Raw genomic sequence first — 13,196 nt, 5'->3', positions numbered from 1 at the left:
ACGCGGTGCGGTGTCGTTCGGGCACTGTTTTCCCGCCCCGCGATTTCACCTGCGGCGCGGTATTGTAAAAGTTCTCCAGACCCCCGGAAAAAACAAACTCCGGCCACAGGAATTCGAACCCAGGGCTACTAATAGTGAACGTGGTTGTAAACGAACGGGAAACCGGAACCGACAATTCGGCGGTGAACTCATCCGGGGAAATTCGATCGGACGTGGCGGTGAACGCGACGTTACATGATCCCGAATTCTGGTTGTTCCGTCATATTCCGCTGCGGCGCATGGTCCCGCTGGCATTACTCGCGGCCACCGCGGCGTGGGTGGCATTGGCGCTGGACGCACCGATCGCCGCAGTGGCCGGCATCGGTGCCGGGGTGCTGGTGCTGGGCGCGGTACCGGTGCGGCGGGCCGATCCGCGCAATCTGGCAGGCATGGTGGCCACCGCGCTGGCCTATCGCTGGCGGCGGGCCCGGCCGGGGCCGGCCGACACCGGTGCCGAGCCGTTCGACGTCACGCTGCCCGAAGGCGGCAGCTACGGCGTGCGCTGGGACAACGACCTGCTGGTCACCATGCTGCGCATCGATCCGCCACCGGATGCGATGACGTTGCTGCGCCGCGGATCACTGAGCACCGACCAGGTCCTGCCCCTCACCGAGATCGGAAAATGCCTCAGCCAGTTCGACATCACGCTGACCTCGATCGATGTGATCAGTACCGGTGCGCGCACCGCGGGCAACGGCGTCGTCGCCCAGCTCTACGACCGCATCCTCGGCCCGCTGCCCGCGATCGCGCACCGCACCGTCTGGCTGGTGCTGCGGCTGGATCCGCTGGCCAACGCGGAGGCGGTCGACAACCGTGGCGGCGGCCGCACCGGCAGCTTGCGCACCGCCATCATCGCCACTCGTCGCGTGGCCAATCGACTGGCGGCCCACGATATCTCGGTCTCGGTGCTCACCGCGGGCGAGATGAACGCGGCGGTGCGGCGGATGTGCTGGGGTGTGCCGCTGGATCAGTTCACCGAGACGCCGAACTCGCTGGTGCACGGTGAACTGCGGCTCACCAGCTACGAGATCGGCCCGGAGCTGGTGGGTTCGCGCGGCTTCGCCGATATCTGGGCTACCCCCAGCCTCAACACGATGGTGACGGTGCGGCTGCGGCCGGGTGTGCAGCGGCCCGGCCTCGGCACGCGCGATGATTCGCCGCCGATCACCCTCGGCGCGCTGGTGCGCTTCGATACTCTCACCGATCCGGGGGCACCGCCGGTGGAAGGCTTGCGTCCGTTGCGGGGCAGGCAGTTCCGTGCGCTGCTGGACACCCTGCCCGCCCAGACGGTGGTGCACGACAGCGCCGCGGACTATCACGGCCCGCTCAGCGCGCTCACCGGCATCGCGGTCCCCACCGGCGGTTGTGGTCAGCTCATCGGCGCCGATCAGCGCGGGCAGGGCATCGCGGTGCCGTTGATCGGTGACGGCACCCGCCATCTCGAGGTGATCGGCAAACTCGATCTGGCCCAGCAGGTGATCCTGCGCGCGATCGCCCTCGGCGCGCATGTGGTGGTGCACACCGACCGGCCGGAGGCCTGGCAGACCATGGTCGCCAATGTCGGCGCACCGCATTCGTTGTCGCTGGCCACGCGTTTCGGCGCGACCGCACCGCAGCACGGGCCGGCCACCACGCAACCGGGCGCCGGGTTCAGCACCGCCACGGTCGTGGTGTTCGACGGCATCGCGCCCACCGCGTTGACCGGCGGCGCGACCATCGTCCGCGTGCGGGGAGCGCATCAACCCGACGGCGATTTCGACGCCGACGTCACGCTGATCCAGGACCCGGCCGCACCCAACCGCATCACCGTGCGCACCTCGACCGCGCAGGCGACGGTCAACATGGTCACCACCCCGGACGAGATGCGCTACATCGGCGAATCGCTGGCCGCCGCCCGCTGATTCGGCCCGCAGACGAAGACAGCCGGCCCGGTGTTCACCGGACCGGCTGTTCGGCGCCGAAGCGTCTGACGTGCCCGCTGCGTCTTACACGCCCGCGAAGCCGTCGCCGATCTTGCCGTCGGTGCCGAGGGCGCGGTTGAGCGCGCTCTCCACCGCCATGGCGACGTTGTCCAGGATCACCAGGGTGTCCTCGAACTTGGCGTCCCAGTCCTTGTGCACGGCCTGGAAGCCGTTGTAGGCCTCGTTGCCCTCCCAGGCGACGGCCAGCGCGCTGCCGGCGTCGGCCATGTCACGGGCGTTGTCAGTCAGCGCCTTGCGGAAACCCTGCAGATCGTGGAACAGGGTGGTCATCGCTGTCTTGTCGTATTCCATCAGAACCCTCCGGGATCAGTTGTGTCGCTGGTGGTTACGGCCGATGCCTCGATCGGCGGCCGTCAGATCTTGATGTAGTTGAACTCGTCTTCGCCCTCGGCGTCGATCCGCTTGAAGGTGGCGCTACCCTCACCGACCAGCTCGGTCATCCGGTTCAGCACGCCGTTGAGCTCGGTGGCCTCGGTGTTCCACCGGTCGGCGGCGGCGTTGAACGCGTTGCGGGCGTCGCCTTCCCAGCCGCGGGCCGCGTTGACCTCGTCGGTGATCGCCTTGAGGGTGAACTTCATGCCCTCGACGGCGTTGGCCATGTCGCCCTGAGCCTTGTCAGCGGATGAATGATCGGCGTAAACCATGATCGAACCTTTCGTGTTGTGATTTCTGTACCCGGAAGGTGCCGGTCGGGCACCGCCGGGGAGAGTGGCGGGCTACTGCACGCCCTGCGGGTCTACTGCGGCAGCCACCTTCCCCCGGGCAGTGCTTCGACCAGGGCCGAGATCGCCTGGGCGATCCGGTGATCAGTGCCCGGTGTCACCGTGGACCAGACCTGCTGATCCGCTGCGAACCCGGGCGCGGCGACGAGGCGACCGTGCCCGGTGTCGTATACCGCGACCGCCGCGGGCGGCCGGGTCGTCACGCCGACGATGTGGGCGTAGGCCACGATCTCGGCGTAGGCATGGCAGGACGCGAAGGCCAGGCCGTAGCGGGGGGCGTCCTGGTCGGCGACGCCGAGCGCGTAGAGGGCATCGGCGTATTCGGCCGAGGTCTGCGCGGCTTCGAGGCGTTCGCTCAGTTCGGTGGCCGGCGCGCTGAACACCGCGACGTCGGCGGGAGTGGCGGGACCGAGGGCGGCCAGCACCGGGCGGGCCAGGGTGGCGCCGGAGCCGTCGGACCACACGGTGGTGATGTCGTAATCGTCGCCGGTGCGCACCGCGAGGGCGTGCTGCTCGCCGCGCCGGGCCAGGCAGATCCGGACCGGCGCGGCACCGGTGAAGACCCGGGCGACGAGTTCGCGGTCGGGCTGGGCCAGGGTGAACAGCGCGTCGGCGAGGTTCGGCTCCACCTCACCGTAGGAGTCGATGACGCCGGCGCCGGTCAGCTCGGTGACGGCGCGGTTTTGAGCGCGGGCCCATTCGTCGTAGGAGTCGTGCTGCGGTGCGACCGAGAGCACCTGCGGCAGGGTCTGCACGCCGAGGCGTTCGGCCACGGCGAGCAGCCCGTCGTTGGTCACCAGCGTCACGGAGTGCCTCCCGGTGCGGTGCGGCCGGTCTGCGGTGCGGCCGGTTCCGGTGCGCCGAGGACCGCCGGTGCGGAGACGATGCCGAGGTCGGCGCCGAGTGCGTCGGTTCCGGCGTCGCCGGCCCGGGACTGGTATTCCTCCTCCTGTCCACCGGCCGCGGCGGCGAAGGGCGCACCAGGCACCATCGGGACGGTGCCGTGTGGTGCCGGGACCTGTTGCGGAGCGACCACTTCCACGGTTTCGGTGGTCGTCGTCTCGGTGAAGGCGACGGCCTGATAGGAGGTCTTGGCGCGGGGGATCGGACCGAGGCCACCACCACCGGAGAACATGCCGGGCGTGACCGGCGGCAGCGCCGGTGCGGCCGGTTGCGCGGCCGGCGGGGACACCTGCTCGGCCGCCAGCGCGCCGGCCGGCACGATCAGCGGTGGCGGCTGCTGGGTCCACGGCTGGGCCAGCGGTTCACTGGCCTGCTCATAGCCGCGCATCACCCGGGACGCGGCGGCCTTGGCGGCATCGGCGTCGGCGTCGGTCGTGGCGGCGACGGCCTGGATCGGGGCGCCCAGCGCGGAGCCCACCTGCTCGAGCAGGCGCTGGATCTCCTGAATGGCCTGGATCTCCATGCTGTTCGGCATCGCCAGCCGTGCCACCTCATAGGCAGCGACCTGAGTTTCGGCGCGCACCGCATTGTTGGCGGCGGCGGCCGCGGCCTCGGCCAGCCAGTCACGCAATCGCGAGACCTTGTCCAACACCTCACGGCTGGTGCCCGACTGCCAGACACTGCGCAGGCCGAGCACCACCCGTTCGAAATCGACCACCGCGGTGCCGAGTTCGGCGGCCAGCTGCACCCAGGCCGCGGCGGACTCGGCCATCGGCAGCGATCCCGGCCCGGTACCGAGTTCGCGGGCCAGCCGGTCGGGCTGACGCGCTTCCCAGACCACGCCGGTGAACCCGGGCTGCGGTGGTTCGATCATCACAGAGCTCCGTGTGCCGCCCGGTACGAGCTAGGCCGCTCCACGCTCGGGCACATCGAAGCCCGCGGCGCTGTCGCTTTCGGAACGGCCGAACTCGGTGATCTGGTTGCGGAGCACGGCAGCCAGTTTGCGCAGTTCACCGATGCCTGCCGCGGTACTGTCACCGAAGGACACCGCGACCTCGTTCATCGTCTGCGCGGCCACCCGCGACACCTCATCGGCGCCCGCCGGTTCGACCTGCAGCGCCGCTTCCCGGCTGGTGAGTGCCTGATCCAGCCGGTCGGCCAGCGCGTCGAGTTCCCGCGCGGCCGCACCGGCGCCGGCCGCGTCGAAGTGCACCCCATCGAAATCCACACCACTGCGGACCATGACAACCTCCTGGATCGGACCGTGCTGACTGCGTCAGAGGGTGAGTTCTTTATCGGGTGGTGCTTCGGACATGTGCTCGGCCGCGCCGACCACCGGCAGCGAGACCCCCTCGATATCGCCGACGACCTCGTCGCCGTGCTGACCGGACACCAGGTAGTTCGGCATATCGCCCGCATCGCCCGCGCCGCGCACACCCGCGGCGGCACCGGCCGCGCCCATCGGCATCATGGCCGGACCGGTCCCCGCGGTGGTGGCGGCCGAGCGGCCACCGATCATGCCCGCCTCACCCGACGCGGCGGCACCGAGTCCACCCGCCGCACCGGGCACGGCGCCCAATCCGGCGGTCCGGGTACCCGGCCACGGGCTCAGCGGCGCGGCGACCGGGCCGCCCCCGCCACCGCCGACTCCCCCGCCGCCGACTCCGCCACCACCCGCGCCCGGATGGGCCTTGCCCGGCTCGCCGTCCTTCTTCGCATCCGGGTCCTTTTCGCCGTCAACGGGTTTCGGTGCCAGCAGCGACGTGTTCGCCGCGGCCAGCTGGCCGATGGACTGGGCTCCGGTGCTGGCCATCGTCATCAGCGGGGTGACCATTTGCAGCAGCTGCATCACCTGCTGCATCGAGTCGACGCCCTTGGGCGCACCGGTGACGGCGACCTTCTTGCCGGCCTGGGTCATATTCCCGGAGTGGCCGAGCAGCTCACCGCGGGTCTTGGCCACCACGGCGGTCGCCGAAGCCAGCGCCTCGGTGGTCGCGGCGACCATGAACATCTGCCCGCCAGGTGTAGCCAGCAGCGGCGCCGAGGCCACCATCGTGGTCAGGTATTTGGCGATGATCGCGGTCAATTCGGCACCGCCGACCGCCACCGAAGTAGCCGCACCGGCGAGCACCGTCTTCTCATTGGTGCTCTGCGCGGCGAGTTCGGCGCTGTCGGCTTGCGCGTCGGCGGCCTTGCCTGCCGCGCTGCTGGCGCCCATGCCCTGCCAGATCGTCATCACCGCCTGCAACGCGGTGGTGCCCAGCTGCGTCGCGGTGGTGAGGGCGGTGTTGACCGCTTGGAAGACCTGCATCGGGTCGGGACCGCCGCCCGGCGGCGGTGCGAGCACACCGGTGCCGAAGCTGCTGGCCAGATCCGTCAGCGGACGGGCCAGCGCGGCGATATCGATCACCGGCATCGGCGGGAATTCCGGCAGTGGCGGGATCGCGGACAGATCCGGCAGCGGCGGCAGGCCCATATCCGCGAGGATGTCGTTTACCGGCCGGTCGATGTAGGGCGCGAGGGCGCTACCCCGCAGCAGATCGCCGACGGTGGGGTCCAGCTCCGGGTTCATTGCAGCGGCGCGGTTGCCGCACCCAGTTCGGCGATCGAGGCGGCGTCGGAGGCCTCGTAGGCGGCCGCGCTCTGATGCGCGGTGACCGCCGTGGCGGCGTGCACGCCGGCCAGCTCCATCACCGAGGACAGATGGTTGCCCTGCGCGATCGCGTAGGACATCAGGAATTCCTGACCGATCAGGCCGAACACGGGGGCCGCGACGGCCATGGTCGCTACCTGGTCGACACTGCCCGCGGTGGCCACGCTCGTCGCCATCGCCGCTGCCGCGTCGCCGTAGCGACGGATCGCGTCAGGTGTTGCTACGAGGTCGCTCATCGTACTCCCCGATCCGGTGCTGCTGGATGTTTGGCGCGAATCCCCCACCGTGCTGAGTGAAAGCATCGGTTTGAGCTGTCGCGAAAAACTATGCCCGGTCAGGGTGAACGTGACGTGTCTACCCGGCGACTTCTTCGTTGAAAGACACGACGATTTCGGCGCGCCGGGCAAAGGCCGCCCTGGCCGCCGCTGCGGCGGTAGCGACCAGCCGCTGCTCGAACTCGGCCGGTGTGAGGTCCGAGATCGCCGTGGTGAACTGGAGATTCACCAGCGAGCCGTTGCCATCGACCTCGGCGGTCACGCTGCCGTCCGCCGCGGTCTCGCTCGCGCGGACCGCGGCCATGTCGTCGGCCAGATCGCGCATGCGATACAACCGCCGGCGGACGCTGGCTTCCAGCTCGTCCATCGATTCAAACACGAGGCGAATCCCCTTTCCGCACAGCCGTTCCCACTGATGGAAACGGCCAGGTCAAACCGAGCGCAGCCAGCTGCGCGGTTCGGTGTCGTAGTCCTGTTCGTCGGCGATCTCCTGCTCGGCCACCTCCGCGGCGGTCGGCAGGCCCATCAGGGCCAGCATGTCCTCGGCCACGCCGGCCTCCGCCAGCTGTGCGCGCCGCGCGAGTCCGGCCCGGCCCGCGGCCTGTTTGCACAACCGCAGCACCTCGGCGGCGAGCGCGGTGGGATCGCCGCGCAGCTCGGACCGCTCGATCGAAATCCCCACCGGCAGACCCTGTTCGGTGGTGCGCACGGCGATCGCGCCGGTGCGCGAGGTGGCCGTCCATTCGGCCGGGCCCTGCTCCTGCTCACTCATCGCCGCATCCCTTCTCACGCGCGCTCGTCCTTGATCGCCCGGATCACCGCGGCGACCCGGGTATTGATCGTGTTGACCAGGTGTTTGCGGTCGGCGGGCCGGGCCACCGGTGGCGTCTCGTCGCCGATGACGTAGCGGCCGTCGTCTTCGAGATCACGCCAGCGCAACCGGTGTTTGGTGATGCCGCGCGGGCCGAAGATCGAAAAGCCCTGCACCACATCGATGGTTCCGTAGCTCGGCGCCGGAGCCGCGAGGAAAGCGGCGCCGCGCTGGCCGACGGAATCGTCGAACGAGTCGTGCACGGCGGAGTCGCCGTAGGAGTGGTCGAGTTCCTCGCCCGGGTCCTCCGCGGGCAGCACCACATCGCGCTGCTTGCCGGGCTTGGCCTCGGGCATCTTGGCGACCATCGCCTCGGCCAGGCTCACCGCTTCGCATTCGGTGACCGTGAAACCACCGGCGTGCCAATATGTCTCCCCTGGCTTCTGCTCGATGATGTAACCCGCGTTCTGCTTGCGCGCACCGTGCAGCCGCACCAGGCCCTTGGGTTCGCGCGGCGCACGGCCGTCACCGCCGTTGATCACGATCCGCAGATCCGGATCGGCGATCGCTTCCAGCACCGGATCGAAGGAGGTGCCGAGCCGGCGGCGCAGCTCCTCGCGCGCGGCCAGCTGCTCGGCCTTGAACTTCTCCGGGTCCTCGGTGCGGCCGGTGTAGAACAGCGGGAACGGTAACCCGCCGCGCCGCAGCGAGCTCCACGCCACGAAGAACTCGTCATCGCTGAATTCCCAGGTACGGTTCATTTCTCCACAACAGGTTTGGCCACCACCGGCGCGTCGCCCAGTGCTTCTTCGATGTGTTCGGCGGAGTCGAGGTACTCGGCGCGCTTGTGCTCCTTGGCACCCTGCTGGCCACCACCGGCACCCGCACCGGCGGGCCCCATGCCACCGGGTGCGCCGGGCGCACCCGCGATGGGTGCCAGGCCCGCGCCCCGCATGGCGCCGGCCGCGATACCGGCGGCCGAGGCGCGCGGGAACAGCTTCGAGGCCTGGGTTTGCGCGGGTTCCTTCGGAAGACCGCCGAGCCCACCGGCGCCGGCACTACCGCCCGCGCCTCCACCGCCGACACCCTTACCGCCGCCGAGCCCACCCTTGAGGTTCGGCAGGTCCTTACCCAGTCCGGACAATGCCTGCGGCAGCCCGGCGAGACCGGCCTGCTGCATGGCCTGCTGAGCCGCCTGCTGAGCTTGCTGCAACCCCTGTTGAGCGGCCTGCTGCGCCTGCTGCAAGCCCTGCTGGAGCGCCTGCTGGGCTTGTTGCGCGGCTTGCTGTGCCGCCTGCTGTTGCGCCCGCTGCTCGGCCTGCTGCTGGGCGAGTTCCTGCTGCTGACGCAGCTCGGCGGCCTGACGCCGGGCCTCGGCGTCGGCCTTGGCCTGCGCCGCCTCCATGTCGCGTTGCTGCTGGGTGAGCGCCTGCTGATCCTTGGCGAACTGGGCCAGGCTCGCCTGCTGCTGTTGCTGCGCGGCCGACGTCCCGCTGCCGGTGCCGCCCCCACCGTTGTTGCCGCCGCCGTTGTTGCCGCCATTGTTGCCGCCGTTGTTATTGGTGTTCTGGCGGTCGTCGTTCGGGATCTGCACCGCGTCGGTCGGCTTGGGCATGATCGGAATCGCCGTCGCACACGCGGTGATGCCGGGCTCGTACCAGTTCGCGTAGACCTGCCGGGCCAGTTCGAGCTGCGCGTGTTCCTGATCGTCGGGGGTGTAGGCCACGCTCTGGTCGGGCATGCCGTAGACGGTGTTGGCGGTCCAGCCGGAGGCGTTGACCAGGTTGTCGCTCAGCTGCTGCATCGCGGTGAGCAGCTTGCCACTGTTGTTGGTGTAGAGGCGCACCGCGCGGGCGGCGCCATCGGCACCGGTGCCCTTCCAGCGGTCGGAATCCATCAGGCCCTGGATGCTCTGATCGAAGTTCGAGAACCCGGACTGCAATTGCAGTTTCATCCGGAACCAGTCGCCGCCGGCCACCGCAATGAAGGCCGGTTTGCCGCGGATCTGGTCGCCCAGCCACCACAGCTGGTTGAAGTTCAGCGTCTGCGCGGGCGGTACAGTGACCGAAAACCCTTGCGAGCCTTCGCTACCGGCAAGATCGAGCAGGCTGTCGGGGAGCCCGCCGTACCTGGAGTCCTTGTTCTCGTAGTCGCCGAGGTTCGGGATGTCGGGCGAGATGTCGACCCAGCGGCCGTCATACATCTGCTCCTGCTCGACGTGTTTGATCAGGTCGCCCGCATTGCTGGTGCGCACCATGGAGTCGAAGTGGCCCTTGCCGTCCAGATCGGTGCCCTCGTACAGCTTTCCCGCAAGCACGAAGGATTCGCCGAGATCGGTGGCGATGCGTTTGTGTTCCTTCATCACCTCGTCGCGGAACTCCGCGGCGATCTCGGCGAACTTGTTCGCCAGCCGCACCGCACCCGGGAAGTGACCGAGGCCCTCGATCTTCAGGACATCATCGAGGCTGCCGACCACCATGTTGATCACGTCGACCAGATCGGCGCAGTAGGACGCGGCATCGGTGGCGACGTCCTTGGTGAACACCAGTCCGCCGTTGCCTGCTTGTGTGCGGAGATCGCCCCATGGGTTGTTCTCTCCGGCCATCGGCACAGCTCCTTCCCACTCGCTGTCCACACGGTGCGTGATCATCCCGTGGAGAAACTGAACGGCAGGTAGCCGCGCGATGAATCATGCTCGGGCCGAGCGTTTCCGCCCGGGTCAGTAGTCGACCGAACGGTGGCGCTGCTGGAAGCGCTGCTCGAACTCGGCGATGTAGTCCGACGGCGCGACCGACGAGCTGGACTGCTCGAGCACACCGTCGTCGGCGAGGTAGAAGATCGTGCGACCGACGGCGATCTCATCCGGTGGCACCGGCACGTACACCATCCAGCCCACACTGATCCGTTCGGCGACCAGCTCCTGCGGTGGATAGCCGGCGGTATCGGTCCCGCTGCCGGCCAGATGCGAGCGCACCCGCGCCAACGCCTGCTCCTGGGGCATCGGTTCGGGCAGTGCGAGCGCGACGCCGGCCAAGGTGAGCTGGTAGAAGGCGCTGTCGATATCGAAAAACCCGTCATCGCCGAAGACTTCGACCAGCGTGTCCCGGGTCGCGACGCCGACCTCGGCCGCCGACAGCAGCGCGGCGACTGCCCGGCGTTCGCTCTCGCCCGGCTCGGCGGTGATGAGCCGCAACACGACATCCACCACCGTGTCGACGGTCCAGAATCCCGGGACGGCTTCGGCGATTCCCTGCGCACCGGGCGATTCGCCGCGATACCAGTGGCCGCTGTCCCACCAGTAGCAGAACGAGAGCAGTCCGGTGGACGCGCGCGCGTTGAGGACGGGGTTGGCGACCCATTCGGGCGCACCGGCGTACAGCTCGGGCAGGTCCTTGTCGGCGTTGTAGGCGGCGTCGAGTTCGGGTGCGTTCCAGACCCCGCCGGAGAGCACCGCCCGGCCGCCGGGCAAGGCGTAGAGGGTGGCACCGCTGCGCCGCGAGCCCTCGAACATGCCCAGCGACGGCAGGATTCGCGGGCCCCACTGCGAACGCGCCGCGACGAACGCCGCCGACAGCACTGCCCACCGTGCCCACATCAGCGGGAACTCCGGCAGTTCACGGTCGGCGAGTTCACCGCGAATGTCGCGGGCGCGGTCGGCGCGGGCCTGGGCGGCGGCATCGCCGGGCGAGCGGGACTGCCGGTCGGCATGGCCGAGGTGGGCGGCCAGCCACACCGGCAGCGACTCGCGCGGATACAGCTCCAAGTCCTCGGCATACGCCTGCGGGGGGAAGAGCTGATCCTGTGGAAACGGCTCGTCGCCGTAGTCGTAGTCGACCTCGAGTTCGCCGCCGGCGCCCAGCGTCAACAGCAGTCGCCACCAGGGGCCGTCGCCGAGCTGCGCGGCTTCGTGCCGCTGACTGCGCACCAGCTCCAGCAACTCCGTCGACGGCTGCGCGCCGATCGAATGGCCGTCCTCGTCGATGTAGAAGACCTGCCCGAGTTCGGCGGCGGCGGTCAGGGCGAACAGGGCGGTCAGCCGTTGCCAGCCGGCGGGGGCAGCGGCCGCTAGTGCGCGGGCGATTTCGCGGGTGAGTTCGGTGGCGCGGGATGCGGGGTCGGCTTGGGGTGCGGGTGGGGTGGGGTCGAGGGTGAAGCCGACGTCGGGGTCGTCGGCGGGGTCGTCGCCGGGGCCGGGACCGGGGTCGGGGGCAGCGTCGGCACCGGCATCGGCATCGGCATCGGCATCGGGGGCAGCGTCAGGGGCCGCGTCCGCGTCGAGGGCGGCGGCTATGGAGGTTTCAGCGGAGTCTGCCTCCGTATCGGCCCGCGCAGTCGCGGTGGAGTCTGCTGCCGGATCGGTGTGCGCCGCCGCATCGGTGGCGAGTTCCGGACCGACGTCCGGGTGCTCGCTGGGAGATTCGCCTACCGGGTGTTCGGCCGGGTCGGGCTGGTCGGCGGGGTTGTTCACGCGCGGCACTCTCCTCGTCTGGGCACCCGATGACCGGGACGCTCGAAGCGGTCATACCACCGGCGGTGAAACGGAGACGGAACACTCGGTGACGGCATGCCGACCCGGCGGCCGCTCAGTTCTGCCGCGTCAACCCCAGCGCGGGCAGGTCCAGCGGGCGATTGCCGTCGCTTTCGTCCCATGCCGCATACGTCAGCGCCGCCGGGTCCACGATCCCGAACGCGTCGCGCAGGCCCTCGACGATCATCGCGGCCAATGCGCGGTACCGAGCCGACGAGAGCGGCCAGGACCATTCGACCCACCAGTTGTCGGCGTGATCGGCGTCCGGCGGCTGCCAGCCTGCGGCCGACAGTATCCGCGCACCTTCTGCTCCCGCCCTGGCCTCGAGGCCGAGCCAGCGGTCGCCGACCAGTTCGGCCCAGATGCGGTCGTCGAGTTGACGCAGCTGGGCGAAGCGCGGCGATTCGGTCCGATCCTCGCCGATCCGGAGCACCGAACCCGCGCCGAGCCGCATCATTTCGGCGGCCAGGCCCGTGCTCAGCTGCGCCCACTCCGTCACAGCAGTCCCTGTTCCTCGAGCTCGATATTGCGGTCGTCGCGAGCGAGGCGGGCGTTGTCGACCAGCTTCAGCAGCACCGACACCGCCAACTCGTGCAGCACCAGCGTGTGGTCCGCGCCGGCCCAGCGCAGCTGCGGAAACTCGCCGGGGATGCGGGCCGTCGGTGCGCCCAGCGCCTCGGTGAGAGCCTCGCCCAGTGCCGCGAACGCATCCCGGACACGATCGCGTCCGGCGTCCGATTCCTCGGCGAAATCGGTCACCCGAACCTCGATGACCTCGGCTTTCCCGTCCTTGCCGCGGATCTCGCCGCTACCGAGACCGAAACCGGTATCGAGCATGACCCAGTTCGCGTCGCTGTGCAGGACCCGCCAGCCGAAGTCGGTGGCCAGCTGCGGGCCGTCGGCAATCTGCCACGACCAGGTCAGTGATCGCAACCGCGAGCCGAGTTCGGCGATGTCGGTGCCGGGCATCGCACGCCACTGCCCGGATCCGGCGGCCGTCATCGGGCCCGCCTGTCGAGTTCGGCGATCTTGCGGGCCAGCGCTTCCCGGCGCTCGCGGGCATTGGTGCCGTCGAGCTGGCCGGCGAACGCGGCGCGGGCGGCGGCGATCAGCTCGTCGGACACCTCCGGGTAGGCGCGTGCGATCGCCCACAGCGCGTCCTCGGTTTTCATATCGAGGCCGGTCGCGGACCGTAGGCCGCCACCGTCGCACACCGAGGCGAGCATCTCCTCGAAGTTCTGCCGTAGCTCGTCATCGGTCGGCGGACTCACCCGCATGGTGCC

The 13,196-nt window shown here is 69.6% G+C and carries 16 protein-coding genes; 1 reads left to right on the top strand and 15 read right to left on the bottom strand.

Translation table 11 applies throughout. The features are described from left to right. The first annotated feature begins 218 nt into the window (after positions 1-218). Positions 219-1,940 carry a type VII secretion protein EccE gene (gene eccE, locus NOCYR_RS04310; protein ID WP_231856028.1) on the top strand — a complete coding sequence of 574 codons (1,722 nt, stop codon included), beginning with the start codon at positions 219-221 and terminating at the stop codon, positions 1,938-1,940. 84 nt (positions 1,941-2,024) lie between these two features. Here the strand turns inward: eccE and NOCYR_RS27855 are convergent, their stop codons facing one another. The 15 genes from NOCYR_RS27855 to NOCYR_RS04235 form a co-directional block, all read right to left on the bottom strand. Further along, a complete protein-coding gene (locus NOCYR_RS27855; RefSeq protein WP_014349134.1) occupies positions 2,025-2,312 on the bottom strand; it encodes a WXG100 family type VII secretion target in 288 nt (95 codons plus the stop codon). 62 nt (positions 2,313-2,374) lie between these two features. Next, the gene (locus tag NOCYR_RS04300; protein WP_014349133.1) at positions 2,375-2,665 is read right to left on the bottom strand and encodes a WXG100 family type VII secretion target; all 291 of its coding nucleotides are present in this window, start codon (positions 2,663-2,665) and stop codon (positions 2,375-2,377) included. Positions 2,666-2,757: 92 nt separating this feature from the next. Then, complete coding sequence (locus NOCYR_RS04295; protein ID WP_014349132.1) at positions 2,758-3,549, bottom strand: ESX secretion-associated protein EspG; 792 nt, start codon at positions 3,547-3,549, stop codon at positions 2,758-2,760. After that, positions 3,546-4,520, bottom strand: coding sequence for a PPE domain-containing protein (locus NOCYR_RS04290; RefSeq protein WP_014349131.1), 975 nt, complete (start codon positions 4,518-4,520; stop codon positions 3,546-3,548). Before NOCYR_RS04290 ends, NOCYR_RS04295 begins: the two co-directional genes overlap by 4 nt. 30 nt (positions 4,521-4,550) lie before the next feature. Next, on the bottom strand, positions 4,551-4,889 hold the full coding sequence (locus NOCYR_RS04285) for a PE family protein (RefSeq protein WP_014349130.1): 339 nt from the start codon (positions 4,887-4,889) through the stop codon (positions 4,551-4,553). A gap of 33 nt (positions 4,890-4,922) precedes the next feature. Further along, positions 4,923-6,218, bottom strand: coding sequence for a hypothetical protein (locus NOCYR_RS04280; RefSeq protein ID WP_014349129.1), 1,296 nt, complete (start codon positions 6,216-6,218; stop codon positions 4,923-4,925). Next, positions 6,215-6,535 (bottom strand): hypothetical protein, encoded by a 321-nt coding sequence (locus NOCYR_RS04275; protein ID WP_048832782.1) that lies wholly within the window; start codon positions 6,533-6,535, stop codon positions 6,215-6,217. The genes NOCYR_RS04280 and NOCYR_RS04275 overlap by 4 nt, the downstream gene beginning before the upstream one ends. A 118-nt stretch (positions 6,536-6,653) precedes the next feature. Beyond that, positions 6,654-6,941, bottom strand: a complete 288-nt coding sequence (locus NOCYR_RS04270; RefSeq protein ID WP_228793298.1) for a YbaB/EbfC family nucleoid-associated protein — start codon at positions 6,939-6,941, stop codon at positions 6,654-6,656. Positions 6,942-7,004: 63 nt separating this feature from the next. Beyond that, positions 7,005-7,346, bottom strand: coding sequence for a hypothetical protein (locus NOCYR_RS04265; RefSeq protein WP_014349126.1), 342 nt, complete (start codon positions 7,344-7,346; stop codon positions 7,005-7,007). 14 nt (positions 7,347-7,360) lie between these two features. Continuing rightward, complete coding sequence (locus tag NOCYR_RS04260; RefSeq protein WP_014349125.1) at positions 7,361-8,146, bottom strand: ESX secretion-associated protein EspG; 786 nt, start codon at positions 8,144-8,146, stop codon at positions 7,361-7,363. After that, complete coding sequence (locus NOCYR_RS04255) at positions 8,143-9,990, bottom strand: hypothetical protein (RefSeq protein WP_014349124.1); 1,848 nt, start codon at positions 9,988-9,990, stop codon at positions 8,143-8,145. The genes NOCYR_RS04260 and NOCYR_RS04255 overlap by 4 nt, the downstream gene beginning before the upstream one ends. A 114-nt stretch (positions 9,991-10,104) precedes the next feature. Further along, positions 10,105-11,853, bottom strand: coding sequence for a hypothetical protein (locus NOCYR_RS04250; RefSeq protein WP_014349123.1), 1,749 nt, complete (start codon positions 11,851-11,853; stop codon positions 10,105-10,107). 115 nt (positions 11,854-11,968) lie between these two features. Next, positions 11,969-12,412: a TY-Chap domain-containing protein gene (locus tag NOCYR_RS04245; protein WP_014349122.1), complete on the bottom strand. Its 444-nt coding sequence runs from the start codon at positions 12,410-12,412 to the stop codon at positions 11,969-11,971. Next, positions 12,409-12,915: a DUF6301 family protein gene (locus tag NOCYR_RS04240; protein ID WP_014349121.1), complete on the bottom strand. Its 507-nt coding sequence runs from the start codon at positions 12,913-12,915 to the stop codon at positions 12,409-12,411. Before NOCYR_RS04240 ends, NOCYR_RS04245 begins: the two co-directional genes overlap by 4 nt. Continuing rightward, complete coding sequence (locus NOCYR_RS04235) at positions 12,912-13,190, bottom strand: hypothetical protein (RefSeq protein WP_014349120.1); 279 nt, start codon at positions 13,188-13,190, stop codon at positions 12,912-12,914. Before NOCYR_RS04235 ends, NOCYR_RS04240 begins: the two co-directional genes overlap by 4 nt. Positions 13,191-13,196 lie beyond the last annotated feature (6 nt).

It is taken from the genome of Nocardia cyriacigeorgica GUH-2, assembly GCF_000284035.1.
GTDB classification, from domain to species: Bacteria; Actinomycetota; Actinomycetes; order Mycobacteriales; family Mycobacteriaceae; genus Nocardia; species Nocardia cyriacigeorgica_B.
This window is presented reverse-complemented; position numbering and strand designations above follow the sequence as displayed.